Raw genomic sequence first — 26,139 nt, forward strand, 5'->3', positions numbered from 1 at the left:
CCTTAAAAAGTGCTTTCAAATGGCGTGAGAGCAGTTGGTTCGATTCCCTCCTTTCCTACCGAACAAAGAAAAACTGTAAAAGTTACCTGCAGGACGACTAAAAAAATCTACATAGCTCGCTCCCATTTTACCTTTTCCTTATATGTTTCATGCTTTACCCTCTCTTCTTTTTAAAAACTGATAAATTTCATCGTGAGAAAGATCCCATTCATTAGCTGTTTCGGGGATATCTGCCAATTGAGTTTCAAGTAAGGGGTGATTGATTTTTACGTTTCCTAATCCTTGCTCACTTCGTATTTTTTCAATTAACCTGATCTCATACGGAATAAAATTTAACGAAAGGATCTCTGAAAATCTATCTTTTAAATCTAATGAGCTATAAATGTGAAAATCGCATATTTCAGAAAGTAGGTCACCAATAACTTTTTCATCCGTTGAGTGCCATTGATCCAGGAATCTCCTATAAATATGATCAACAGGTAAAGTGGAATACAATTCCTGATTTATTTCCTTCGTTTGAATCAGGTCATATAAAATTGCTAAAAGCAAATGATGCGTCTCCTTCTGTTTGTATTTTTTCCTGTCCTCTTCAAATAAAAGTTGAAAATAGGCTCTCGATAATCTTGCGAGATCATCCATATTCCGTAAAAGTGACAAACCGATAATACATCCTATAGATTTCGGTGTCACCTCTTTATAAGCAAACAGTTTTTCTAAAATATGCTGTTGCCATAGTAAATAGCGCGTAATATATTTCCATCCCTCTTTTTGATCATTCAAAATAAGATATTTAGGATATTCTCTTGCATGGATACCAATTCCTAAAGTAAGATTTCTGGCAATTGTATCCTTAAAGCCCTCTTTGATATCATCCTGGATACTTTGTTTTATTAAATCAAAATACTGATCGATTTCTTTCTAGCTGACACTTCCCTTTTTTGCTTTATCGATCTGTTTTTTAAACTCGCCTATTATTTTTTTGTGATCCATATTTAAATCAGAATAGATTATAAATACTAAAAATATTGATATGGGTATTACCCTGAATAAACTTGCTTTATTGCTCCTTATTACTGATTTATAACATCACTTTTCAATGATCACATTTCTGTGTTCTCGGCCCCAGTTAATCATTTCCTGAATTATCTTCCCAAATGTTTTACAATATCCCGTGGGTTCATATTCGATTAGTACTGGCGTTTCGGGATAAACGTTCCTCCTTACTAGCTTGTTCAGTTCCATATCCTTTAATTCCTTAGATAGCATCCTTGTTGTTATACCAGGAATACTTCTTTCTATTTCACGGAATCGCTTATTTCCGTTGCAGATCGAATTGATTACTGGTATTCTCCATTTTCCTCCGATAAAATAAAGGGTGTCCTGTAATGCCCTAAGCTCTTCTGTCTGGTCTCTTTCCATAGCTACAAATTTAAGTGATATAACCAATGTTACTGATATACTCTGTTATACTGGTAACAAATGTATATCAAATTCACCATAAATTTGTCAAAGACATCAAAAAATATAAAAATGAATATGACAGATTTAGAAAAATTAAAAATCACCGATGACATAAGAACGGTAATGGCAAAGTATGTTCGTAATGCTGACAACAAAAACTTCAAGGAGCTTGCTGGTTTATTCACCTCGGACGGAACATTTGTTCCATTGGATGTCAACGGTGATGCTCTTGTCGAAATGTCAGGAAGAGCGGAAATAGCTGGTAAGATTGCTGCAAGTGTAGGGCAAGCAACCGCAATCCATCATTTATTTTCTTTTGAAGTGGACATACTGTCTCCTGAGAAAGTCCATGCTGTATTTTCTATGGAAGACCGCCTGATAAGACCTGAAAGCGAGAAGAGTGTCTTATTAAACGAAAGCAATGTTCCGGCATTCCGGACATTACATGGTTTCGGACATTATCATGGCGATTTCGTTAAAATAGATAACACTTGGTATATCGAAAAACTCGTACAGACCCGACTAAAATTGGATTTCACTTATTAAAATAACAGAACAATGAATACAGACTTAAAACCTTTTGAAATTAACGTATCCGAAGAGATACTTGCAGATTTGCAAAACAGACTAAAAGCTACACGTTGGTCTCAGGATCTGAACAATGAAGATTCTTATTATGGCATCAGTACAGCCTACCTAAAAGAGATCGTTGATCACTGGACTGGTGGCTATGACTGGCAGGCAGCACAGAAAGAACTGAATTCCTTTCATCAGCATAAGGTAGAAATAGATGGGCAGCCTATTCATTTCATTTACGAAAAAGGTAAAGGTCCTAACCCCACGCCGATTATTCTTTCACATGGATGGCCGTGGACTTACTGGCACTGGAGCAAAGTTATCCGCCAGCTCACCGATCCTGCTTCTTACGGTGGAGATCCCGGACAGTCTTTTGATGTCATTGTTCCTTCATTGCCGGGATTTGGTTTTTCTACACCGGTTAAGAACGGGGAAATGAATTTTTGGAAAATGGCGGAACTCTGGCATAAACTAATGACAGAAACATTGGGTTATAAAAAATACGCCGCTTCAGGAAGTGATTACGGAATGCTCGTTACTGCCCAATTGGGACATAAATATGCGGACGAATTGATCGGTATCCATTTGGGGCAGGAAATGCCATTGACCATCTTTCAGAGTGAAAGACCGTGGGATCTTACCGAAGGACAGATGATACCGAAAGATGCATCTCCTGAGCTGCGTGATGGCATCATCAACCTACAGCGCACCTATGCTTCCCATGTTGCGGTACATATGCTTGATGCACAGACCATCACGCATGGACTGAACGATTCCCCTGTTGGAATGCTTGCTTGGATACTACAGCGCTGGAAAAAATGGAGTGACATTCATGGCAATTTTGAAGATGTGTTCTCAAAGGATGATATTATTACTTTTGCCATGATCTATTGGATAAATCAGGCTATCGGTTCCTCTATCCGTGTATATTCCAACGCCAATAGGTATCCATGGAAACCATCACATGATAGGACCCCGATTGTGGAAGCACCTGCAGGCTTTACTTTCCTCGCAGGGGATGCCTATCCTCCCCTGGGTACCGAGAAAAACCGTGTGGATATTTTCAAAAATGGCCCGATGGCAGCGCAATTTAATACCGTATATGCAAAAGCATTTAAGAAAGGGGGACATTTTGGCCCTTGGGAAAATCCGGAAGCATTTATAGAAGGGATCACAGATACTTTTAAGCTTCTTAAATAGCCATCTCATACCCAAGAAGATCTTTTGAAATGGTCTTCACAAAAAGCCTCAATATGTGTATTCATATTGAGGCTACTAGATTTCTGTTCTGAATGATTTTTATAACATTTTATAGCTTTTGAATTACCGTATTAAACGTTTAGTTTTTAACCCTTTAGCCTTTATTCGGATATTTAAAAATTCTTGCCAAAGGTCGCGTAGAAAATGGTAAAAATTCTTTGTATCGATTTCCCGTTAAATTTCCTATAGCTTCATACAAAGATCTGCCAACATTTCTAAATCCAATTCCTCTAAAATCAGTTAAATAGATATCCATCTCATTCTCGGATTTTGATTCATAATCCCAGAAGAGATAAAGACCGTTATCACTTGAAGCAAAGGGAAATAATCTTTTTAATAGTTCTGGAGAACCATCCGGTTCTATATCAAACCAAATATCAGCATTGGTAACATCGTGAATATAGGTACTTTTAATTTCTTCTGTTCGAACAAATATAGAATCTCCATAAAAGAGGGTGTCAAAAAGGTGCCCTTGTAACCGTTAAAGGAGGAAGTTTGGCTAAATGACCATTTTGATCTAAAAATAACCTTTATTAAACTCACAAATTTTAATTGTGCTCAATCTTTCATTTTGTAAGAAATGTTCGATATTGTCCGCCTTTAAACGATCATTGCCGGCAAGTTTAAACATGATGGTACCATAATTTAGTTTAGAAAACTCTATTCTTAACTTCTCGATTTCTAATCTATGCACCTACTCGCCATTCTCTAAGAAATTATCCAAAAGCAATAATTTCTGACATAAATAGTATACTTTATCTTCATCCAAAATAACATCTTTCTTAAAGTTAGATAATAATGAATCTTTAATTTTCTCCCACAAAGATTCTTCCTCAATAAAAATCAAATAATTCAATTTTTCAACGTTTAGCCCCAACTTATCAATGAGATAATTTGCTACTGTTTTAGGAGAAATTTGGCTTCGATAAAAACCCCTCAGATTATCAATGGGTTCCCACCTGCTCCTGTCTAATGATAAATCAACTTGTCTCAAATAGGCATATAAAAATACTGCAAAAGAATATTTAATTTTCATCTTTCTAATTCTGTTATGTTTAGGTGGCAGATATAGTAAACTCAACCTTCATCGGATAGATGGCAACAATATAGTTATTTATTATTTTTCTTCTAACAAGATTATTCATGTTGCATGAAGGTACAAAATGAGTATGTAAAGACATTGAGATTCCACAAACGTAATATAGAGAATGAAGAAAATTAACGCTCCCCATATACTTAGTGTTATCCACTAGGTATATCATATCTAATCTTGGAATTAGAATTTAAAACGCCATCCGCTGAAGCTATGATTTAGTATTACTTAGCAATCTAACAAGTTCCTTTACAGATTCGTTAGTTGGTGCTGCAAAATCTTTTATTCCATCAATTGTTTCCATGCAAAGAGGCGCAGCTCTTTCAAACATGATATCTTCATAAGCTGAAATTGCCTCTTTAAGATTGGCTTGCCTTCCACTGGTTAGGCATTCCCACAGATCCAAAGCGTCCAGCATGGCCAGATTTACGCCTTCACCATTCGGAGGCATTAAATGCGCGGCATCCCCAATGAGGGTAAGATTACTTTTAGAAGCCCACCTTATCGATAAAGGAAAATAGTTAAGTGGGCGCCACGTGAAATGTTCACTGGCTTCAAAAAGCATGAAGAAGACAGGATTCCAATTTACAAAATGTTTTTTTAAATACCCGCCAACTTCTATAGGATTACCAAAATCTATACCACTGGATATACCCCAGTTTTCCGGATACATTGAGGCTGCATAAAAAGTGAATCCGCCATCGCCTCTAGGCTGGACAACTAGGGTCGCACCATCTCCCATAGCCATCAGATTCCCTTGATTAACTAGTTCGTACATTTCCGGGCATGCAATCTCGGGATGATCTATTTCGCCCTGGATAATTGCGGCTCCGGAATAAAGAGCTTTCAAATCTGTCAGATAGGGACGAACCTTGGAGCGGTAACCGTCCGATCCGATGACCAGATCAGCAACCGCGGTCATTCCATTCTCAAATTTTAATTCCCATTTATCTTCAATTTCTCGCAAACCGATAAGCTGGCTATCCCATACTACGGTATCAGGAAGCAGTCCGTCGATTAGGAGATCTCTCAGCGCTCCTCTATCGATTTCTGGTCGAAAATGTTCATCTCCGAATACGGGTTCTTCGTCTCGCTGACTCTCATCCATCAGCATATTTCCCTGCGGATCAAGCAGACGGTATTTGTCGGCACCCTTCATGTAGTTTGCTTTAAAAGCCTCCATAAGTCCGGTCGCCTCCATCGCTTTAAGACCTGAATCAAAGTGCAGGTCTACAATAGCTCCCTGTACCCTTGCGGCTTGACTAAAATCTCTTTCATACACTTTAACCTGTACACCTTTCATTTGCAGCAGCCTGGCCAATGTCAGACCACCTGGACCACCTCCAACGATGGCAATATTTTTTTCGCTTAACATTTCTATCTTTTTTAATGATACAAAGGAAGGGCGGAAAGAAAGGCGATACAATAACGAGATGCTGTAAATTTAGGACTATTCGCGGTTTTTAGCAAGAAAGGCAGTCGGTGACATTCCTACCGTTTTGCTGAACAGCCGTGTGAAGTAGGAAAAGTCATCGTAGCCTAGTTCATCCGCAATCTCTTTCACTGACTTCCCGGAATGATAAAGCAGCCGTTTGGCCTCGAGTACAATCCGCTGCTGAATATGGATAGAAACGGGTTTACCAGTCGTCACCTTGACACATTCGTTGAGGTAAGAAGTCGATAGGTTTAAAAGTCCGGCATAATCTCTTGGATTTTTAATCTTCTTATAATTCTTTTCCAATGTTGTTTTAAACGCTCTTGTGATATCCTCAAATCGGGTATGATATACTGTCGATTTTTCCAAAACTAAATATTGTGAAATAATCAGCGTAATCAAGGTATTACAGCTTTCTTTTAAAATGGAATGATACAAAATCTCCGTTTTTTTTCCAGACAATTTCATACATAAGGCAACGGCGTCTGTCAGGATATCAAGGGTCTCAGGCTTTACAGACAATATCTTTGCCGGTGTAAGATCTTGCAACAAGCTCAGATATGCAGCGCGGATGTTTTCTTCGGTAACGATCCAGGTACTGAGCATTGCTTTGTCGAATGAGATTACGCGATGCACCTGATGGGGATTGATGTAGACAATGGCCGGGGCTTTAATGCAATAGGTTTGAAAATCAATTTCAATAGTTGTATTTCCTTTTTCCTGAATGATAAACGTATAGCCTCCATCGCGATGGGCTCGTTCAACTTCGGAATCTGGTGATCCATGAAATGATTCACGCATCATCATAATACCCTTCGAAGTTCCTTCAGGCAATGTGTTGACAGGAATATTTTTGTCTTTTTTTCTCATTATAAAGCAGGCTTAATGATAACAATCTCTTGAAAAGAGAATACAATTCCTCAATAAAAGTAAGCATTCTCATCTTCCGCCTGCCGCAGTTTGCGTAATTAAGGAACGCCTAAACCACCGTATTGTTTCTTCCAATTGAAAAATGTCGCCCTGTGAAACTCCCATTTGCCAGCATATTTCTTCCATTCGAGTAACGGTCTCGGACTGACGTAGCGCAAAAGCTATCTGTGCCTCGGTAAACTTTGATCTTTTCATCGTTTTTCCTCCTATTTAAAATTAGTAATTCACACCCGAATTCTCTATTTTTAAAATGTCTGGTTTGCAGGGGGAGGTCACCCAATCACACTCAAAGTGATCAAAATTATTTGTTTGATTTTCATAAAATAAAAAATAAAATGGTTAAAACTTATTGCTTTTTTATTTTCTCATTAATTTTAGCTTGCAATACACTATCAAAGTTTATAATATACTTGGAAGACTTTGTAAATATCATTAGGTAGTTTTTATCGGTTGTTGATATAATGGTTACAATTTCATCATCTGGCAACTCAAATTTCCCTTTACGGACATTACCCATTTGAAACCCACTTACCTTTTTCGCTTGAATAGGTGTAGATATCTTCTCCACGGATAGAATTTCATCAATATTTAGTATTTTTCCGTAAGGACCAGAAATAAATAACTTATTATTATTCAATTTTATAGTTGGGTTACTTAACCCTATAGAAATAGCAGTTATAACTGCAATAATAATTGCCGTCCCAACAACTAAGACCAACACGTTAGTTTTAGAACTATTTCTATAATAACTTAAGGACCTATATATTAAAAGGAAAAAACCAAAAAAAGGATATAATACAGAGAATACAATACCAATATTCGCATTATCAAACATCTTGATTAAGATAAATCCAATGACAATATAGGAAACAGCCAATATCAAAAGATAATTTTTGAAAAATTTCAAAAATTTTACCAATTCAAATTGGTGCTTTTCAATTTCTGACATCGAATTATACCCAGCAAGAATATACCGGGCATTTTTTTCGTTGACAACGATTGCCATAATCAGCATTATGAAAAAAAACAAATACAATAACATTCTTCTGAAGAATTGATTAAAAATATGACGAGTTTATAATTATCGTCAAATGTAAATTATATTTTCTTTCCATCAAAACTAAAAATAAATATCCTGTTGGTTATTTTTAAAATTTTATTTTTTTATTTTTTTATTTTTTTATTTTTTTATTTTTTTAAGATATTAAAGCACTATTTAACAACACAATATGTGTTTAAAAAAACTTAACATCAAAGTGTTTTACCATTTTTATTAAAAAATCTTTCTAAGTTATGAAGTAATATTGTGAACGGCACATACCTGTCAATTTATAAGTTACTCCATACAAACAGGATGAAACATACAAGAAAAACGATAGTTAAACTCCGTCCAGATATGCTACTAATCTTCTATTTAAAGATTATTAAAATCTTTTAGTTCAAAGTAACAATATTCACAGACCAGTTTGATCTTTGCAAATTCTTCAGCGTATTCGTTCCAACCGTTATTTCTGATCCTGACCTTTTCACATTCATCACACCATGCTTGAAAATCGTCATCTTCACCAAGTTCCATCCCTTTATATGTTTCAAAAGCCTCTTCAAAACCCTTCGGATGCTCTAGGTTAAGATGCTGACAAACAAACGCTGTTCTTGACCGCCCATGGATTTTACATTCAACTTTTGCCTGGTTAAAATGGACAACTTCCCGAGAATCTTCTTCCAAGACAGCAGTAATTAGAAGATAACTTTGAAGCTTTTCGGTGGGAGCTCGATACACTCCTATCCCCTCCAAAGTGACTAATGATATCGCAGCAAACTCCCAACAATCGAATTCATCGGCCGGGAAAGTGCCTGCTGTCAATTTCGGGTAATCGTTTTCGAGGCCAAATTCCCTAACAGCAAATGTGCTGTCCTTATTAGGCTCGTAACTATGATTATTGAACCAACTCCACATCCATGTTTCTGACGTAAGCGAAAAGGTACCGATGGGAATATATTTTAGATACAATTGATCTGTATCGTCATTGTATAACCGCAAGAGTGCAAGTTCAGCATCATAATACCAATGCTGATAGCTGCCGATACTCAACTGTTCCATAAACCTCTCCTGGATCTGCACAAGTTCCCGACATTTTTTACCTGCAAACTGTTCGTAATCTATTTTCAACGTTGTGCTTTTATCATTTTGGAATTTATACAAAACTACTTAGAATGAATTAGTGGCTAATCCAGCTCCCTCTTCTTCCATACTTCCGTATAACTAGGATTATTATGTTTAGTCAAGATACTTAATACATATGGAATTTATAGCTATTGAGTTATATATTTTGTCTATTTAACACTTCTAAATCACAACATAATAACTAAAATTATATATTTGCAACCTTAAACAATTCATTAACATTTATGAAATTAAATTTAGCCTATTTAATGCTCTTAGCGGTAGCATTTGTATCATGTAAGAAAACCACTGAGGTAGAGATGTCCCTCTCTAATAGTGGAAAACTTACTTACAAATTAACCGACGCAAATGGTAAAGGTCTATCCAATGTCAAGGTATCCTTGTTCGATCACTTGGACAGCTATTATGCAAACAACAGTATATTAATCGATGAGCGTCGTACAGACGGAAACGGCCAAGTTGATTTTGGCGATCTAAATCCGAAAAGTTATCTAGTAGTCGCTGATTCGGCAAAAGTAAATAATGTAAATTATATTGTTCGAGATTATGTTCAGGTCACTACTGGTATGACAAGGAATAAAGAGACTAAAGTGACAGATTTTTCAGGAACCTTAGTCGTTAAAGTAACTTCCTATAATACGAATCAACCCGCGAAAAATATAGGTGTCCTTATTATTCCTGCTAATAACTACGAATATGAGCAATATGTTTCAAAAAACTTAGCTAACGCCGAATTTAAAGGTGTGACAGGCGAAAATGGTATTGCTACATTTAATATCGCATCTGGCAAAGATTATGTTGTCTTACTCTACAATACAACAACGTTTTCAAATGTTAACTGGGGTACAACATCCATTCAAAAAGGTATAACGATGAACTATTTTGCAGGTTTTTATCAATAAATTGCTGATAAAAAACTTTAATAATATGAAAGGCATTTTTTTTATTGTGCTCACACTGTTGATTGCAACAGTCTCCTGTAAGAAGGAGGTCGTTGTCAAACTGGTAGAAGGAGAAGTTACGGGAAAACTAAACTACAAATTGACAGACGATACTGGCAAGGGATTGCCTGGCCTCAAAGTTTACATTTATAACCCTGGGAGCAAGCAAGCCTCCAATTCACTGATAGATTCAGCTATTACGAACAGTGTTGGCGAAGTCTATTTTACTGATTTGTTACCTAATAATTATCAACTAAAGACAGATTTTATAAAATTAAATAACAACGATTACAGCATCGATGAATATGTACAGATTACAGCGGGTATAGAACGTAAAAAGACAACAAAGGTGACTGATTTTTCGGGCACCCTTATAATTCAGTTACTATCGTACCAAAGCAGTATCCCTATTCAAGATCAGGGGGTCGTCGCATTTCCTGTCAATAAGATCTATGTCACCTCTAATAATGTCGCTGAAGTAGTAAAAAGTTCGACGCTGAAAGGACTGACAAATAAAAGTGGATACGTAAGCCTAAAAGTACCAGCGAACCAAAGTTTTGATTTTATTGTTCACCACAAGATTTATGGCAACTATGGCTGGGGATTTGGCTCTTACCAGGTAGCAAAGGATAAAATGGTAAATATAACACTCTACAGTAGTTTTCTTTAACGCAGTAACATTTCTATATAATGACTATGCTAATTGTTAAAGCTGGAAACTTGTTATTTTTACTTAATCGTTAAAATGCGCGGTGTAGTCTTTGTTAAATTTATTGGAACATAGATTAAAGGGGGAAATAATGTCCCCCTTTATATATTTTGTCTCTTGAATGTTTTTTTTGGAGCGCGAATTGCTTGTGCACCTCCCTCCTATATCGCTAAAGATATTAGTATAGATGACAACATTGGCAGCTATTGGAAAATTGGAATTGGTCGTAGTATGCTGAATTAATATGTTTACAGATATTAACTTTCAAGATGATTACAAACTGTAAGGCTAAGGTATGGGTTTGAAACTAAGATTGATTACGAGAAACGGTATTGTATCGTAATTGAACCTCTGATGGCATTTCGGGCTCAGATTATAATAAACGGCAGTGCTTAGATCGCATATATGAAAAATACAATTTTAGTTTTAACAAAATTTAGTCATCAGGTGCAATAAAATGATCAAAAGATGTCCCAAATTCAGACTCTTCTCCCTGTGCTAACGTAACACCGCCAGATGCAAAAAGCTCGAAACCAGATGTTTTATCAAAAACCCTTATTAAATTTGCTCCTAATTCTGAATTAACTACATCATTAATCGATAAGTCAATATTTGAGAGACGAAAGGGGCCACATATTTTTTCACAACCAATTCCAATGATATAAATTACTTTTTTTTGATTCATGGAATATAATCTTATAGCGAGTTTACTTAAACTCTCACTATAAAATGCGAGTTGGAGATTAGCTCCCTTATATTTCTGAAGCATATAATTTATATCACGTATTTCTGTTATTATTTCCATAATTTTATTTTACAACACCCGTACCATTTCAAAACACTTGATTACTATTTTCATTAAAAATGATCTTGATTTGAGGAAGTAAATTATTGGATAAAAAACCCAAAACTGCATCTAGCACATCGCTTATATACTCCTGGATAAGAACCACTTGCTAACTTCATTTCAAAAGCAACAGAATATTGAGCTCCCGGACATACCCCCATAGCGACAACTACAATTTTTACTCTATTAAGCTCGTAATAATCCTCGTCAACTCATCTTTCAAAGGTTTAGGAATATTACTTTCATCCCTTATTAGTTCTTTCATAAAAGTATAACTCTCTGGTTTCAAATTCATTATATCACCTATTTTAGAAATCGATTCATACAACTCATCATCAATTTCAATTTCGTATTCATACATCTGTGTTATTATTGTGTCAAAGCACAAACCAAACTCATTATGCATTAAAAGATCTTCTGCATTTTTTAAATCACGATAATTTAATCCCAGAATTCTTGCAGTCTCAATTAGTCTTAACAATACATTTAACAGTGTTTTCATTATCTTATTTTATTGGAAAAGCTGTTATTATATCTGTATGGGTTGTAATTACTCTCGGGCATGACGGTCGTACCAGCCAGTTTCGTACTGTATCTCCTTTCCTCCATAAAGATAGTTATATCGGTTTACATAAGCGGCATCTCGGAAATACCGAAAAACCAACTTAGGGGTAGAATATGATATATATGTAACAAAATATTTTTAAATTGTAAAAAATAGCTCAATACAATGAAACAAGTTCTAACGCTGAAATATGTAGTAAATAAGGGTGGCTGGGCTACACTCTGCATCGGCAATATAACAGAGATAGTAATACTAAATATCTCCTACTTACACGATTCACTGAAAGAATTGGCTCAATCTGCTATTGAATTAAAAACTAAAGATGAAACATCGGTTGTTTTTATGGATGAACCGGGTGAGCATAAACTTATACTGAAAAAAAAAGGCACTAGTATTGACTATGAACTGCGATGGTATAAAGACTGGGCCAGTTGGAATCTCACATCTGAAGATAATTTTGAGCCCGTAATCTCGGGAACTACTACATTGCCAAAATACATTAATTTGGTTCGGGAGAATCTCATCAGAATATGGAATGAGGAAGGACCAGAAGGCTATAAGAAAAAATGGTCTGAACATGACTTCCCCATGCGTGAATATGAACTTCTAAAGGGGTGACCTCTTTAAAAAAAATTAAACTACAAAATTTGGAGATCAAAAAAAAACTCCACGCCGTGTTAGCTGGACGAATTATGTTGGAGCCTATAGCGGAATTAATGAAGAATAGGACTGATTTTGCATTTGAAACAACGCTTCCCACAAAAAGCTATAAAAATTTAGTAATCGATGCTCAAAAAAAGGGCTATTCAGTCACTATCCTATATTTTTGGCTCGACTCACCTTCACTAGCCATACAACGTGTAAAAGAAGAGAGTAGAAAACGGGGGACACAATATTCCATCTGATGTGATAGAAAGATGATATCATCGTGGTTTAGAAAACCTGTTTAACATTTATATAATACCATTTTCGAGTAAATGATACCGTATACTTCGACTTGTCCACAATCATATTTTCGCGAATAGCAATAGATATGAAAGAAACGAACTGGAAGGCAATACTTTTGGATTTAAGCTATTTGCGAGATAGATGATATCGAACAAGAACAGTGGAAAAAGTATAGGAGATGTACTTTGTGCCAAAGGTTTGGGGGCTTTCTCAAATTTTCAGCTCTCCATAAAATTACATATATTGGATTTGAAATAAAGGCTATTCATACTTAACCAATATTTTATGGGCAACATATTTGACGCAGAAAAGTTATATCCCTATGAAGGGGCAATAAAAGAGCATTTCAAAGACCATTATAACACCGTTTTCATTGCATTCCTCCCCTTCTTTCAACTTGACAGAGAGGAAACTGATAAAAGTAATCTAAAAAAGGCTAAGCTTCTATCGCATGAAGAGGCGTTGAAGAAAGTTGATTTTTTAAAAAACCTTCCCAAGGCAAATAGGGAGATCTATAATTATGACAATGAACGATATCCCTCCGATGAAGATATTTTTAGGACGGGTAAAGCAACACCTTGGAAAAATATCGTGAATGGCTCCTCCCTCACGGGCTATGCACAACTTAATACGGCCCTAAGAACTTCTATAGGTGGGCTAAACCGAAATTTTACGAGACCGGACCTCATGGAAAAGCTTAATAATTATACAGATCGCGAAAGTATGTACCATCCGACTGAAGGTGCGTTTGGCGTACTTTCAAAGATGGCCATCTATAAAGCTTTCAAACTCCTGGAAAAGAGCCTGATCATGATAACCGACGAGTTTTATGAAAACACCTCAACTGTGGATCTTAATCGATTAACGGAATATGAATTCTGTGATGAGATCGGCGGCAAAGATTATTACCTATACTCCGCAGATAAAGAAATTCTGTTTACCATTGAGTGGGATAGCTTCTTCTTTCTCATCGCAACGGATCATAAAAAAATGGATCAGCTCATCGCTAGCGATTTGTTTGAGGGTTTTCTTTGTAATGACAAGACAGACCATTATTGGGAATACACGGTTGAGATATAAAATATTTAAATGATGAGAATCGCTATGACATCACTTTGCTGCGTTTTGGCCAGCATAATATTTCTGGTTTGCATTAAATGGGATTGGTCATTTATTCTTATCCCGACATTAATCTCATTAGCTGTGTCATTGAGCAATTTTGATAGGATCAGTTTTCCTAAGAAATTGATAGGCATAATGCTACATTGGTTTTTGAGTATTGTTATCTTTATAATCACAATTGGCATCACTGTATTTATGCTTTCTCCAATGGGAATGTATGCGATGTATGTTGGTTCGGCTTTAGCTGCAATACTATTTGCGCTTATTACAAATATAATCTTGCCTTTCCCAAAATTCTGGCTTTCGATGGTGGTCATATTTGGGTTATCTGTACTGGTATGGCCAATAGCAGATTATATGCCGCACAGCCAATATTTAAATTAGCTGCGCTAAAAGGGCGTGAGAATATCATCACTATATGGTGCTCACTTGTTGGATTTGGAGTTGCAGGGGGTATACATCACAGGAAGCACAATCCTGATGACGACTCATCACTGCGATAAATTGATTAATTTTAGAAAAAGTCTTAGTATATGTCTGATTTCATAGCGCTGCTGCAATACAGAACAACACAAGAAGGTGGAAGAAAGACGCCTGCTTTCTCTAAATATAGACCACAGATAAAATTTGATTTTGATGAAATGCAAACATCAGGTGAACAAACATTTATCGATAAAGATACAGTGTATCCCGGAGAGGAAGTTAAAGCGGCGATTCGATTAGCGGGTGTCATATATTTTAGAGGAAGACTTGCCGAAGGTATGTTATTTGAATTTCGGGAACGCCCCCCTGTGATCGGTACAGGAAAGATCTTAGAAATATTGAATGATACATTGAAAATAGATCACTGATCGAAGTGAAGGTGTACAATTTCCTGATGATATAATTATATCTAAAGACAATATGGCAAAAGTTATTGATTTTATCCAGCTATCAAACAACTGGAATGCACACCCTGTATCACCGGAAGTAAACCTACAAATTGTAGGTAAAAATTTGATAATGGAGATTTATCTTAATCACTATATGTTCGATAGCTTTGTCGAAGGCGACAAAGCACGTATTACATTTGAAAACTCCTACAAGTATTCATTAAACTCTTGCAACGACGGGGGATACTATTATGGACAATATCGGATAAATTGGAAGCAACTCGAATGGGGAGAATTCTACGAAATAATTAGCGGCTTAGATAGGAAATTGCCTGAACCGATTGTACAGTTAAGTGATGATTTAGACAACAAAAGACACTACATTTTCTTTTTTAAGGATGAGACTTTCGAGTGTCTAGCAGATAACTATAAACTTGAATTTATACATGCCCAAAGATAGCGCAAAAGCCAATACAGTGAACTCCGCTGATTATATAAATGGCTTCCCATTTGACTACATCGAAACATACTCCTTACAGCGCGGAAAGGAATACAATGCATTGATCCAAATACTGAAACCAGAGCGACATAATTTAAAAGTAAGAAAGGAGAAACGCAATAATCTGACCGATAGCGAAGAAATTCGACTGAGCGAACTTGACGCGCTATTAGGTGCAACACAGTACTTAATTGATAGTACAGGTCGATTTCATTTTTCTAGTCAAAGAACCAATACATTTATATGTGGCAATGAGGAAATCAGTCTATTAAAGAATATTTTACTTACCAAAACAACTAACGTCAACAATTGGATGTGTGCCCCCATTTACAGGGATGCTATAGTGTTCTATAAAAGCTCGGGCGAAATTATATCTGTTTTGAATATCTGTTTAAGTTGTGAAGCAATGGCGCTAGATAGTTCCAAGCAGGTTACAGCCGATAGTAGTACATATGGAATGCTTAGAAAGTTTTTTAAGGAGATAGGTCATCATGTAGAGTCATGAATTAGACAAAGATAATTTAATTATACGTTCAATGCACAAAAGAATAATAGCAATATGTTTAATGGCCCTGGTGCAATTTTCATGTACTTCGACGAACAAAGTTCCAAGTAATAGTAACGACATTGTTGTACCGACAGCCAAATTTGACTTCACAGATACCATACCGAAAACAACCATTAACGACACATCACTGGCATTCCCGCAAATATTTGAGGGAAGTTTCGCGACGAGCACAAAAGTAACGCAATTCGGTACGGAAATAACTTTTGATAAGATAGCTGTCGGAAATATAAAGGTATCATCAGGCCAGATTATCGCAACTGATCCCGTTACCTTAAGAGATGCAATAGCTTTCAGCGAAAATTTCCCTCTTGGTGAGTTTCCGGTCGAATTGGCAATGGCAAATATCAACGCTAATAAGGATCGAAGGGTCGCCTTTGCACGGGTAAAATTCTCAGATGAACCCATCCGAAAATGGGAGTTTGCCTTATTACCTGGACAGACTCCAATCCCCCTTAAATCCAAAGAAATCTACGGCTACGGAGTAGATGCAGGACTAGGTCTTTTCGTTGATCAAGCAGCAAAGAATAATCTGAATACGCTGCTCGACAAAAACTGGGACAATATGTTCTCCGAAAAATTCGAGGATTATTTAAATTACAGTTTTCAAAATCAAAATGCCTTCTTTTTCTCTACGGGGTTTGGAGATGGTTTTTATGCTACTTACATAGGAAGAGATAGTGCAGGTAAAATTTGTCAACTATTGACTGATTTTAGTATTGTACTGTGGCGGAATGTTCCAGAGTATTGAAAATTAGAAAATTCGGTGATGAATTACTATTTTTAAAGGGGAGTAAAATCCTTTAAAGACTTAAAAGATGGAATTTACAGAATTATTTAAACTAATCTACGAAAATGACATTGATACGTTAGAAAAAACTAGGTCGGAAGGTGTTGATTTTTGTAGAACCGACGGGTATGATCAGAACAATCTGCTTATAGCATATTCGGGTTCGGGTTATAACAAAAGATATCAACCGGAGGATCTGATAGATTTTCTTTTACACTGTGGCATTGACATTAATCATAGGCAGAATAAACGCGGAGGTGAACTTGCAGCTCTGCATGTAGCCGTTTCTAAAATGAACTATCGAATTGTAAGCCATTTAATTGATTGTGGTGCAGAAATTGATATCCGTGAAATAAATGGGAATACCCCTTTATGGATAGCTGTTATGAATTACCGCGGTCAGGAGAATACGATCAAAATAATAAATCTTCTTGTGTCAAAAGGTGCTTCGCTGGATGTAATCAATTATCATGACCGTTCAGTTAGGGATATTATAAATATTATTGGTGGTGGAATTGATACTGGGCATAACAAAAAGGAATGGGATCTCAGACACCTGCTAAAATAAGCACATCACGATATTTCAGCGATAATACACCCCAAAATGATGGATAAAATGCAAGAGATCTATAATGATTTTCATATGCAGATGCTTATTGCCGACGGAAAAACCATAAACTTTTATAAAAAGAATGGTTTTGAAAGAGCAGGACAAACTGAACCAATGTGGATTTACTCTGGCGATGACCATTAAAATTGAAAAAATAGCAAAACTTGAATTTGTGTCGGGTCATGAAATAGGCTATTATGTAACCTTAGATTCCGGAGCTAAAAATCAATACCGAGGAATAGATTACGACCCACCTACTGACTAACTTGATTATGAAATATTTATTAATACTTTTAAATCTTTGCGCCTTCTTATCATCTGCCTATTGCCAAGATACGCCCCCTATTGCAGTATCCCCCATAGTTGATTTAGATATACCGATCAATCAAAAAATTGTCAATACTGTAGACAGCTTTTTAAGGGTTAGGGATGACTATACCAATATTAATAGGTATAAATTCTGCGAAAAATCTGACTTTGATCGATTTGGAAGTCCATTTTTCTTCTTGAAGGATATGGAGAATAATAACAGTGGTCAACGTGTTTTCAACCCCTGTGTAATGGAGGTTATTCCGTGGATTCCTCGGAAACAATTTATTGTCAAGATCAGTTTTATCTCATCCAGCAAATCTCTATTAAAAGCTATTGTCAATGTAATAGCAAAATGCGATAATGATACGGTCAGAATCTCATCATATCTAAATTTTATTGAGCAGACATGGCAAAGGAAAGAGAAAGAAGAAATTACTTATTATATAAGTCACAATAGATTAAAAAACGTTGATAAAGACATCAATGAACAGATAGAGTTTAATAAAAAAATGTCTCAATATTTTGATGTTCCCAGGATCCCATTAACCTACTATTCTGCATCGACGGTAGAAGAGTTTTTTAATATGCAGGGTTTTCAATATCATCCAATGATGTATGCAAATAGTACTGGTGGCGTCGTTTACAAAAACAATGTATTGTCTGCAAATAATTCGGAATATTATCCTCATGAAATCAGTCATTTGTATATTAGAAACGCTGTCCCAGGGATAAATCAGTTTTTCGATGAAGGACTTGCTACGTATTTAGGTGGAAGTGGAACGCAATCATATGAGCAACTTAAAGCCAAATTAAAAAAAGAAATCAATCGGATAGATATATGGAAAGTTTGTCAATCTAATATATTCGATAAGTCTTATTGGACGCATGATTTTCCTGCAAGCTATGTTGTCGCAAGCCTAGTTTGTGAATATGGCATCAAAAAATATGGAAAAACAGATTTCTTCAAATTGCTCAGAGATGTACGGGAAACAAAAATTATTTTTGAAAATCTAGGTTTAAATCAAGAGAATATACAAGAGCAACTGCTCCAACAATAGGTTAATAACTCACTCTGTAAATTAAAAACATAATGAAGTTAAAATTAGTTATACCTCCTGATTTTCAAGGTAGAGCATCATTTGGTTTACTATTTTACTCATTAATTATTTGGTTGTTAACCATCCTAATAACAGTTGCCAATTGTATTTTTCAGGTTGGAAAAAGAAAACTTAGCTATCATAGTTGTGGAAAAAGAAAAACAAGATTACATCATCAACTATTACCTTCATTTGATGTCTCCAAAAGAGAAACTTGCTTATAAACACACACATTCGCTTTTAAATATAAATCAAAATGCGGATATTGATAAAATAAAGAGAGTTTACTTTAAAGCTGGATGGCTGATCAAAGACGAAAATGCACTAAGTTTATTGAACAACGGCCTAGAGAAATTTAATGAAGATACTGCAACGCGTATCCTGCGTGATCATGCTTCTGAAATATTTTTTAATTACTGCCCCAATTGTGGGAAGCTAGCCAGAACTCCAACAGCAAAACAATGTCGTTTTTGTTATTACGATTGGCATTAAATTGACTAAAATTACCTACAATGAAAATCCATATTATTAGCGACCTACATAGAGAATTTGGATACGACGATATCAATCTGAAATTAGCAGATGTACTTGTATTGGCGGGAGATACGGATCTAGGGGTAAAAGGGATCAGTTGGCTCAAATCACTTTCTTTGAATATACCGATCATCTATGTGCTGGGCAATCATGAGTATTATAAGGGTGCATATCCGAAAACACTATATAAAATCAAGGACGCTGCAAGCAATTCAAATATCCATGTTTTGGAAAATGAATCTTTGGAGATCAACCACGTTTGTTTCCATGGCTGCACACTCTGGACTGATTTTTCCTTAAAGGGCAATCCTGCAGTTTACGGATCGCTATGCCAAAGCCGTATAAATGATTATAAGAAGATCAGATTAGGTGACAATTATGCCAAATTAAGAAGCATCGATACGTTTAGAATCCACCAAACTTCGAGGCAATGGCTGACGGAAAGTCTTCGTGTCAGTGAAGCGCAACATAACATCGTAGTGACGCATCATGCTCCGAGCATTCGATCCCTGCCAATGAAGTATATAGACGATCCGATCAGCGCCGCCTACGTCTCAGATATGGAAGACTTAATAATAAAGCATCAGCCCTCCTACTGGATCCATGGCCATATACATACTCCTGTAAACTATAAAATCGGTAACACCGAAATTATATGCAATCCACACGGCTATATTGATGAGCCGTATAATGGGTTTAATAAGAATCTTGTCGTAGAGATATGAACAAAACACCACAACTATTAATGGGAAATTACCTATTGAGTATGATCTTCAATTTGGGAAGATCCCTTTCATTCAATCCGATATAAGAAGATGTCAATATTAACCTTGACTTCCATGGTTGTGGTAATTCATTTAATGATTTGTCATCGTCTATAATGATTATTTCTTCAGTTTGCAGACCTTGACGCACAATCTGACCCAATACCTGATCTTTCCGTGTAAAGCGATGATTTAAGTGGTGTTTAACATCATCCAACAACGTAAGCGAACCTATTCGAATATTCCTATCAAGAAATATCTTTTTCCATTCTGCTATGCTATATCTAAAACGATGCGAGGTGGAGAGAATCACCTGATCTTCTTTTGCAATGAATATAGTATTAAATGTTTCAACAGCTTCACTACTGAATATATAAAAGCCATCGGTTGCCTGCTCTACCGCCCTATGTGGATTGGCATGTACTATGACACCGTCTATATCTAAAAAGAAAATCATATTGCACGAAGCTAATAATTAATTTGGCGCTTCCACTCCACCCGTTTGCGATTTAATAATAAAAAATATTAACCTTAGATTGATAGTGCAGCCTAATTTTGTAAATTCAACGCATAAGCCATTGCATGAAACAGTTCATAAAACTATTCCACATTTCTGCTCTTACCATCCTTGTTGTGAGGTGCAAAGATCCATCTCCCACAAAGACAATGAATTTTGGTCTATTTACGCTTGAAGCTCCTTATAAATGGCAGCAGGTCAAACAAAATGGAATCGACAGTTATGTCGGCGCAATTGCTGTAGACAACATAGATACGCTTTACTTTGATCTGGGCATGTATTCAAATACGTTGACAGAACCAAATATTCAGGTTATCACACGACATCTAAATTAACCTTGTGCTTATTCACAGCAGGCCTTTTTTTCATCAGTAGCTTAAAAGAACTTGAGAAAGCGTGAAGACTTTTGTATCCAACCATTGTAGCGATCTCTGTCTGTGTAAATTGGCCGCTGTCGAGCAATTCAACACTTTTAACTATGCGCAGCAGCTGCTGATATTTTAAGATCGTTATTCCTGTCTCCTGCTTAAATATTCGTTGCATCTGCCTTACTGATAGAGATGCCAGCGAAGCCAATTCTATTAAATCAATGCTAGAGACATAGTTTACATTAATTTGATTACATACCTTGGCAAGACGTTTGTCCGTTGGAACCGGAATCTGCAGTGAAGTGTTTTCATTGCAGAAACTGGGTAGACTATTGATAATGGTAGCCAAGAAACTTGATTCTTCTTTATCTATGGTATCAAGCTTATTCCATTTTTTGGCATAAATAAGCATTTCTCTTAAAACTGCTGGACAAGAAAAAACTCGAACCTCACGGTGGAATTCTTCGACTTGCAATTCGCTAAAGAATAGTACCATTAAATTAACAGTCTTTGCATCAGAAGAAATACGGTGTTTAATCCCAGAAGGAATCCAGATCAGGCTATTTTGCGGAACGAGATAAATACTATTTTCTATATGAAAATACTGATATCCCTCCTCGACATAGGTCAGCTGATAATGACTGTGATAATGCTCATAGTTATCATGCTGATAATTTCTTTCATACCACAGGAAGGATTTTTTTTCACTTCGATCCGTATACCATCCCTGCTCCGCTTCGGTTAACCCACATTTACCCATGTCGTTTTGCATACACTTTTTGGCAAAGTTAAAAAAAGTACTTTGATTAATTTTGACCAAAATATTCAGAGATGACAAAATTTAAAAAATTATTACTTCCTTTAATTATTCTGATAACAGCATTTTCAACCCCATCCATAGCACAAAAGAAAGATGTAAACGTCTTGGTCCTTATTTATTCCGATAACGGTGGGACATATGAATTAGCTAAAGAATTTGCTAAAGGCTTAGAAAAAAACTCAAATGTTCGATCGGTGATCAAACAGGTAAAGCATTCGGAGAATCCAATTTTAAAGACCATCCCGGTTGTTAATATAGAAGAACTATCTTCCTATGATGGTATCGCCTTTGGCTCTCCAGTGTATTTTGGAAATATGAGTACCGGCATGAGCGAATTTTTCTCCAAAACAATAGATCTATGGGCCAAACACGCACTTGAAGGAATGCCTGCCAGCGTATTTATGTCCGCGGGTAGCGGAGCTGGACGTGAACTCGCCTTACAGTCATTTTGGAATACTCTTGCGGTTCATGGAATGATACTTGTTTCAAATGGCATACGGTCAAATGACAAAATTGACAATTCTATTGCTCAGGGCAATTCTGTTTTAGGAACCACGAGTTTAGCAGGTATAAAAAATGTGCCACGTCCGAGCGTAGATGAATGCCTTCTTGCCGAAGATCAGGGGGAAAACTTTGGTAAGGTTGCAACGGCTCTGAAGGGAACGTTTCGCCAAGAATCCGCTCCTATTTCACGCACAAATAATACCGATATAAATCAGGTACTGATCAATAAAAACATTATCCTGCCTAAAGTACCAAAACCTGCCGGAAATTACCAACCATTTGTACGTAGCGGAAACCTTGTGTTTATCAATCAATATGCATTAAAGGATGGAAAAATACAGCACCCAGGAAAACTCGGTAAGGACGTAGATGAAAAACAGGTAAGAGAGGCGACACGTACAACAATGCTCAATGTATTGGGCGTGCTAAAAGCAGCCGCTGGAGGCGACCTTAACCGCATAAAAAAATGTGTTCAGTTAACAGGTTATTTTAATGTTCCTGAAGACTATTCCAAACATGCTGAGCTGATGAACGCTGCATCAGATCTGGCCGTAGATGTATTTGGTGAAAAAGGAAAACATGCCAGAGCATCAGTTGGTGCATCGTCACTGCCCGGAAATACTTCTGTTGAAATACAGGCTATATTTGAAATTGAATAGAATTATCTAGGGAAGAATACTGACACTTTCATACCATTTGTTATTGCACTTAAAGTTTTCAAAGTGTTAAATAAGAAATGTGGAGTAGATATTTACTTTTTTAGTATCTTAACAGTAAACGACCATTCAATGCCAAAAAAAATTATAAGAAATCTTCAGATAGGTGTAGTACTTTCTTTGATACTGCTGATTGCGGGTTCTATAGCATCTTATATTAGCATACATAACCAGATGGAGAGCAGACAAAGGCTCTTAAAAACCAAGGAATCTATCAGTTTAATAAAAGATATTTTAAACACACTGTTAAATGCTGAAACAGGCAGTCGGGGATATCAGCTTACCGGCCGGAAAGATTTTCTTGATCCTTTCGAGCAAAGCAGGAGTGAATATCCCCTGCTTGTAGCTAACAAAGATAGGCTTAATCTTCAAGATAAACTTCAGATTAATATACTTCATGAACTGCTGCACACCTCAGACATCCTTATGAAAGAATATTCCTTGTTGATTGATAATCGTAAAAAGGGAATATTAATGACCCCAGAAGAACTTGTGCAAAACAAGAGAGCCATGGATAAATGTCGAATGCTCGTTCAGAAATTTATAAAACACGGAGAAGTTCAGCTTGCCCTAAAAAATGTAGATCTGAATAACTCCACCAAACGGACAGTTTTATTCATTATCTTTTCTGCAGTTGCAGCCATTGGTGTCACCATTTTCGTTTATATCCAAATAAAATCTGACATTCTACGCCGGAATAAGTTAGAAAGAGATCTGTTTTATACGAAAGAAATGCTTGAGGAAACAAGTGCAGTTGCCCAGGTGGGAGGCTGGGAAGCCAATATGAAGACCGGAAGGCTCATATGGTCCCAAAGTGTGAGGGAAATTCACAAAACGAACACTAATTTCCAACCAACTTTTGAAAATGCGCTTGGATTTTACGAAGGAAAAAGCAGAGAGAGAATAGAATATCTATTTAACAGAGCGGTACAACAGGGAATTTCTTTTGATGAGGAGCTACAGCTTCTACGTAATGATGGCGTGACGATCTGGGTAAGAGTAAAAGGGATTCCCGAATTTGAAAATGAAATTTGCCACAGGGTTTTTGGAATTATTCAGGACATTGATGCCTTCAAAAAAATGTTTTTGGAAATTACCCAGAAGGAGGCAATGATGCAGTCCTTTGCTACCGATGTCCCTATTCCTTTGGCAATGTTTGACAAGGCCCTTAACTACGTTGCTGTAAGTAGCAGATGGAGAGACGAATTTAGTATGAATAATGTAGATCTTATCGGCAATAATCTATTTACAATATCTCCTAATATTCCCGAAGAAAGAAAAAAAATTTACAGTAATGCTCTTTTGGGAAAAACGTATGTCGACGGGGATTTTGCGCTAAAGGTGGAAGGAAAGGAAGGAATTCAGCATTACGATCTCAAAGTCGGACCTTGGTATCTTACAAGAGATGAAGTTGGAGGTATAATTATTTCCATACAGAATATTACAAATGCCGTAAAAATAAATGAAGAACTGAAAACTGCAAAGGAAACTGCAGATATAGCTAGCAAGGCAAAATCCGAATTTCTGGCCAATATGAGTCATGAGATCCGTACTCCTTTGAACGGAGTTATTGGTTTTTCAGACCTCCTCCTCCGGACACCACTGAATGAAGCACAGACGCAATATCTGCATTACATCAATGAATCAGGGGAAAACCTCCTTAGCATCATCAATGATATACTGGATTTCTCTAAAATAGAATCCGGAAAAATGGAACTTTTAATTGAAAAAAGTGATATGTATGATATGTTAAGCCAAGTCATTAATGTTATTCTTTATCAATCCCAGAAAAAAAACATCGAACTTCTTCTCAACGTTGAGCCGGGTCTCCCAAAAATACTTTTCATTGATGAGGCAAGGTTAAAACAGATCTTAATCAATCTGCTGGGAAATGCTGTGAAATTCACAGAACAGGGAGAGATCGAGCTAAAAGTAGTGAAATTACACATGGATGATCATAAGATTGCCTTGCGTTTTTCTGTAAGAGATACGGGAATCGGCATTCCCGTTGAGAAGCAGAAATACATTTTTGATGCCTTTACCCAAGAAAACAGTTCAATCAGCAAACGATATGGTGGCACGGGTCTCGGACTAACCATATCAAACAATATCTTAGGCTATATGGGAAGTCATTTGTCGCTGATCAGCCAAATGGACAGCGGTTCTGTATTTTTCTTCGATCTTGAGGTTCCTTATGAAATGTCTGAATGGAAAGAAGAAGATGAAACAGCTATTAAAACGGCCTTAGTGGTAGATGATAATGAAAGCAACAGGATCATTCTTGAACACATGCTTACCTATAAAAATATCAAATCTACGTTGGCTTCTAACGGCATGGAAGCCCTAGATATCATGTTGAAAGGTGAGCGGTTTGATGTGATCCTGATGGATTATCATATGCCTATCATGTCCGGATTGGAAACAATAGATAAAATAAAAGGATTATTAAATCAACGAAAAGAGATTGCTCCATTTATAATACTTTCTTCTTCTTCGGAAGAACTGAATATACTTACTTCAGTTAGGAAAATAGAAAATACACATCTACTGTTGAAGCCTATAAAGTCACATGATCTATACAAAACCCTTAAAAAGGTCGACCGAAGTACTGTAATAGAAATTATTCAGGATCAGCCTAAGAAAGATTCGCATGCATTTACACTAGCATTAGAAGTGCTTTTGGTTGATGATAACCCGGTGAATATGGTCCTGAATAATAGGATAATGAAGTCTCTCGCTCCCAATATACATCTAACGGAAGCTGCAAATGGTTTACAGGCTTTGGAAGAATGCAGGAAAAAGCAGTTTTCCATTATTATTATGGATGTTCAGATGCCAATAATGAATGGCATTGAGGCAACACAAAATATTAGAATGCTGCCAGAATATCAACATATACCTATCATTGGCGTAACAGCTGGAAATGTGCTGGGGGAAAAAGAAAAATGCCTTGAATCCGGAATGAATGACTTTCTTCCTAAACCTATACGGCGGGCAGACCTTCTTGAAGTACTCAAAAAATATATTAGCGTATAGTATTTTTGAAAAAATATTTCTTTTTTGGTCTGCTCATCAGCGAGTGGCGCCTTTTATGCTAGC

General features: G+C 36.5%; 31 protein-coding genes and 1 pseudogene. 19 read left to right on the top strand and 13 right to left on the bottom strand.

Annotation, left to right across the window (positions count from 1 at the left end; translation table 11 throughout):
• Window positions 1-147: 147 nt before the first annotated feature.
• Window positions 148-780: a hypothetical protein gene (locus tag AB1Z56_RS09430; RefSeq protein WP_426791866.1), complete on the bottom strand. Its 633-nt coding sequence runs from the start codon at window positions 778-780 to the stop codon at window positions 148-150.
• A 306-nt stretch (window positions 781-1,086) separates the two neighbouring features.
• Complete coding sequence (locus AB1Z56_RS09435; protein WP_309366963.1) at window positions 1,087-1,419, bottom strand: winged helix-turn-helix transcriptional regulator; 333 nt, start codon at window positions 1,417-1,419, stop codon at window positions 1,087-1,089.
• A gap of 117 nt (window positions 1,420-1,536) precedes the next feature.
• Here AB1Z56_RS09435 and AB1Z56_RS09440 point away from each other — a divergent pair, with 117 nt between their 5' ends.
• Together AB1Z56_RS09440 and AB1Z56_RS09445 are read left to right on the top strand one after the other, a co-directional pair.
• Window positions 1,537-2,007, top strand: coding sequence for a nuclear transport factor 2 family protein (locus AB1Z56_RS09440; protein WP_426791867.1), 471 nt, complete (start codon window positions 1,537-1,539; stop codon window positions 2,005-2,007).
• Between the two features lie 12 nt (window positions 2,008-2,019).
• Complete coding sequence (locus tag AB1Z56_RS09445) at window positions 2,020-3,237, top strand: epoxide hydrolase family protein (protein ID WP_426791868.1); 1,218 nt, start codon at window positions 2,020-2,022, stop codon at window positions 3,235-3,237.
• A gap of 754 nt (window positions 3,238-3,991) precedes the next feature.
• On the opposite strand, the gene AB1Z56_RS09450 is transcribed toward AB1Z56_RS09445, so the two are convergent.
• From AB1Z56_RS09450 to AB1Z56_RS09475, 6 genes and pseudogenes are all read right to left on the bottom strand, one after another.
• Entirely contained in the window at window positions 3,992-4,333 is a 342-nt protein-coding gene (locus AB1Z56_RS09450; RefSeq protein ID WP_426791869.1) for a hypothetical protein, read from the bottom strand.
• A gap of 268 nt (window positions 4,334-4,601) precedes the next feature.
• Window positions 4,602-5,765 (bottom strand): FAD-dependent oxidoreductase, encoded by a 1,164-nt coding sequence (locus tag AB1Z56_RS09455; RefSeq protein WP_426791870.1) that lies wholly within the window; start codon window positions 5,763-5,765, stop codon window positions 4,602-4,604.
• Window positions 5,766-5,840: 75 nt separating this feature from the next.
• Window positions 5,841-6,695 (bottom strand): AraC family transcriptional regulator, encoded by an 855-nt coding sequence (locus tag AB1Z56_RS09460; protein WP_426791871.1) that lies wholly within the window; start codon window positions 6,693-6,695, stop codon window positions 5,841-5,843.
• A gap of 101 nt (window positions 6,696-6,796) precedes the next feature.
• Window positions 6,797-6,950 (bottom strand): annotated as a pseudogene (locus AB1Z56_RS09465) (transposase); the annotation flags it as partial.
• A 151-nt stretch (window positions 6,951-7,101) separates the two neighbouring features.
• Complete coding sequence (locus tag AB1Z56_RS09470; protein WP_426791872.1) at window positions 7,102-7,797, bottom strand: DUF3784 domain-containing protein; 696 nt, start codon at window positions 7,795-7,797, stop codon at window positions 7,102-7,104.
• A gap of 372 nt (window positions 7,798-8,169) precedes the next feature.
• The gene (locus AB1Z56_RS09475) at window positions 8,170-8,925 is read right to left on the bottom strand and encodes a DUF6882 domain-containing protein (protein WP_426791873.1); all 756 of its coding nucleotides are present in this window, start codon (window positions 8,923-8,925) and stop codon (window positions 8,170-8,172) included.
• Between the two features lie 239 nt (window positions 8,926-9,164).
• On the opposite strand from AB1Z56_RS09475, the gene AB1Z56_RS09480 reads away from it, so the two are divergent.
• Window positions 9,165-9,842, top strand: a complete 678-nt coding sequence (locus AB1Z56_RS09480) for a hypothetical protein (protein WP_309366956.1) — start codon at window positions 9,165-9,167, stop codon at window positions 9,840-9,842.
• Window positions 9,843-9,867: 25 nt separating this feature from the next.
• Complete coding sequence (locus AB1Z56_RS09485) at window positions 9,868-10,551, top strand: hypothetical protein (RefSeq protein ID WP_309366955.1); 684 nt, start codon at window positions 9,868-9,870, stop codon at window positions 10,549-10,551.
• A gap of 475 nt (window positions 10,552-11,026) precedes the next feature.
• Here AB1Z56_RS09485 and AB1Z56_RS09490 read toward each other — a convergent pair whose 3' ends face one another.
• A complete protein-coding gene (locus tag AB1Z56_RS09490; RefSeq protein WP_309366954.1) occupies window positions 11,027-11,395 on the bottom strand; it encodes a hypothetical protein in 369 nt (122 codons plus the stop codon).
• Window positions 11,396-11,615: 220 nt separating this feature from the next.
• Window positions 11,616-11,939, bottom strand: coding sequence for a MafI family immunity protein (locus tag AB1Z56_RS09495; protein ID WP_426791874.1), 324 nt, complete (start codon window positions 11,937-11,939; stop codon window positions 11,616-11,618).
• A gap of 228 nt (window positions 11,940-12,167) precedes the next feature.
• On the opposite strand from AB1Z56_RS09495, the gene AB1Z56_RS09500 reads away from it, so the two are divergent.
• From AB1Z56_RS09500 to AB1Z56_RS09510, 3 genes are all read left to right on the top strand, one after another.
• Window positions 12,168-12,620, top strand: a complete 453-nt coding sequence (locus AB1Z56_RS09500; RefSeq protein WP_426791875.1) for a hypothetical protein — start codon at window positions 12,168-12,170, stop codon at window positions 12,618-12,620.
• 29 nt (window positions 12,621-12,649) lie between these two features.
• The gene (locus tag AB1Z56_RS09505) at window positions 12,650-12,907 is read left to right on the top strand and encodes a zeta toxin family protein (protein ID WP_426791876.1); all 258 of its coding nucleotides are present in this window, start codon (window positions 12,650-12,652) and stop codon (window positions 12,905-12,907) included.
• Window positions 12,908-13,235: 328 nt separating this feature from the next.
• On the top strand, window positions 13,236-14,030 hold the full coding sequence (locus AB1Z56_RS09510) for a DUF2711 family protein (protein WP_309366986.1): 795 nt from the start codon (window positions 13,236-13,238) through the stop codon (window positions 14,028-14,030).
• Window positions 14,031-14,035: 5 nt separating this feature from the next.
• On the opposite strand, the gene AB1Z56_RS09515 is transcribed toward AB1Z56_RS09510, so the two are convergent.
• On the bottom strand, window positions 14,036-14,389 hold the full coding sequence (locus tag AB1Z56_RS09515; RefSeq protein ID WP_426791877.1) for a hypothetical protein: 354 nt from the start codon (window positions 14,387-14,389) through the stop codon (window positions 14,036-14,038).
• A gap of 216 nt (window positions 14,390-14,605) precedes the next feature.
• On the opposite strand from AB1Z56_RS09515, the gene AB1Z56_RS09520 reads away from it, so the two are divergent.
• The 9 genes from AB1Z56_RS09520 (at window position 14,606) to AB1Z56_RS09560 (ending at window position 20,076) form a co-directional block, all read left to right on the top strand.
• Window positions 14,606-14,923, top strand: coding sequence for a hypothetical protein (locus AB1Z56_RS09520; protein WP_426791878.1), 318 nt, complete (start codon window positions 14,606-14,608; stop codon window positions 14,921-14,923).
• A gap of 52 nt (window positions 14,924-14,975) precedes the next feature.
• Window positions 14,976-15,404 carry a hypothetical protein gene (locus tag AB1Z56_RS09525; protein WP_426791879.1) on the top strand — a complete coding sequence of 143 codons (429 nt, stop codon included), beginning with the start codon at window positions 14,976-14,978 and terminating at the stop codon, window positions 15,402-15,404.
• The gene (locus tag AB1Z56_RS09530; RefSeq protein ID WP_309366990.1) at window positions 15,391-15,948 is read left to right on the top strand and encodes a hypothetical protein; all 558 of its coding nucleotides are present in this window, start codon (window positions 15,391-15,393) and stop codon (window positions 15,946-15,948) included. The genes AB1Z56_RS09525 and AB1Z56_RS09530 overlap by 14 nt, the downstream gene beginning before the upstream one ends.
• 31 nt (window positions 15,949-15,979) lie before the next feature.
• Window positions 15,980-16,759 (top strand): DUF4241 domain-containing protein, encoded by a 780-nt coding sequence (locus AB1Z56_RS09535; protein WP_426791880.1) that lies wholly within the window; start codon window positions 15,980-15,982, stop codon window positions 16,757-16,759.
• Window positions 16,760-16,826: 67 nt separating this feature from the next.
• Complete coding sequence (locus AB1Z56_RS09540; protein WP_309366992.1) at window positions 16,827-17,366, top strand: ankyrin repeat domain-containing protein; 540 nt, start codon at window positions 16,827-16,829, stop codon at window positions 17,364-17,366.
• A gap of 36 nt (window positions 17,367-17,402) precedes the next feature.
• Window positions 17,403-17,552 carry a hypothetical protein gene (locus AB1Z56_RS09545; RefSeq protein WP_309366993.1) on the top strand — a complete coding sequence of 50 codons (150 nt, stop codon included), beginning with the start codon at window positions 17,403-17,405 and terminating at the stop codon, window positions 17,550-17,552.
• Window positions 17,553-17,680: 128 nt separating this feature from the next.
• Window positions 17,681-18,778 carry a hypothetical protein gene (locus tag AB1Z56_RS09550; RefSeq protein WP_426791881.1) on the top strand — a complete coding sequence of 366 codons (1,098 nt, stop codon included), beginning with the start codon at window positions 17,681-17,683 and terminating at the stop codon, window positions 18,776-18,778.
• 156 nt (window positions 18,779-18,934) lie between these two features.
• Window positions 18,935-19,309: a hypothetical protein gene (locus tag AB1Z56_RS09555; protein WP_426791882.1), complete on the top strand. Its 375-nt coding sequence runs from the start codon at window positions 18,935-18,937 to the stop codon at window positions 19,307-19,309.
• A 20-nt stretch (window positions 19,310-19,329) separates the two neighbouring features.
• Window positions 19,330-20,076 carry a metallophosphoesterase gene (locus AB1Z56_RS09560; RefSeq protein WP_426791883.1) on the top strand — a complete coding sequence of 249 codons (747 nt, stop codon included), beginning with the start codon at window positions 19,330-19,332 and terminating at the stop codon, window positions 20,074-20,076.
• A gap of 28 nt (window positions 20,077-20,104) precedes the next feature.
• On the opposite strand, the gene AB1Z56_RS09565 is transcribed toward AB1Z56_RS09560, so the two are convergent.
• Complete coding sequence (locus tag AB1Z56_RS09565; protein WP_426791884.1) at window positions 20,105-20,572, bottom strand: HAD domain-containing protein; 468 nt, start codon at window positions 20,570-20,572, stop codon at window positions 20,105-20,107.
• Between the two features lie 209 nt (window positions 20,573-20,781).
• Between AB1Z56_RS09565 and AB1Z56_RS09570 the strand changes: the two genes are divergently transcribed.
• On the top strand, window positions 20,782-20,967 hold the full coding sequence (locus AB1Z56_RS09570) for a hypothetical protein (RefSeq protein ID WP_426791885.1): 186 nt from the start codon (window positions 20,782-20,784) through the stop codon (window positions 20,965-20,967).
• Here AB1Z56_RS09570 and AB1Z56_RS09575 read toward each other — a convergent pair.
• Window positions 20,948-21,772: a helix-turn-helix domain-containing protein gene (locus tag AB1Z56_RS09575; protein WP_426791886.1), complete on the bottom strand. Its 825-nt coding sequence runs from the start codon at window positions 21,770-21,772 to the stop codon at window positions 20,948-20,950. The genes AB1Z56_RS09570 and AB1Z56_RS09575 overlap by 20 nt on opposite strands.
• A gap of 59 nt (window positions 21,773-21,831) precedes the next feature.
• Here AB1Z56_RS09575 and AB1Z56_RS09580 point away from each other — a divergent pair, with 59 nt between their 5' ends.
• Window positions 21,832-22,983, top strand: coding sequence for an Atu1372/SO_1960 family protein (locus tag AB1Z56_RS09580; protein WP_426791887.1), 1,152 nt, complete (start codon window positions 21,832-21,834; stop codon window positions 22,981-22,983).
• A gap of 129 nt (window positions 22,984-23,112) precedes the next feature.
• Window positions 23,113-26,076, top strand: a complete 2,964-nt coding sequence (locus AB1Z56_RS09585) for a response regulator (protein WP_426791888.1) — start codon at window positions 23,113-23,115, stop codon at window positions 26,074-26,076.
• Window positions 26,077-26,139: the final 63 nt, after the last annotated feature.

The sequence above is a fragment of the Sphingobacterium sp. WOUb80 genome, from assembly GCF_050058145.1.
Lineage (GTDB): Bacteria > Bacteroidota > Bacteroidia > Sphingobacteriales > Sphingobacteriaceae > Sphingobacterium.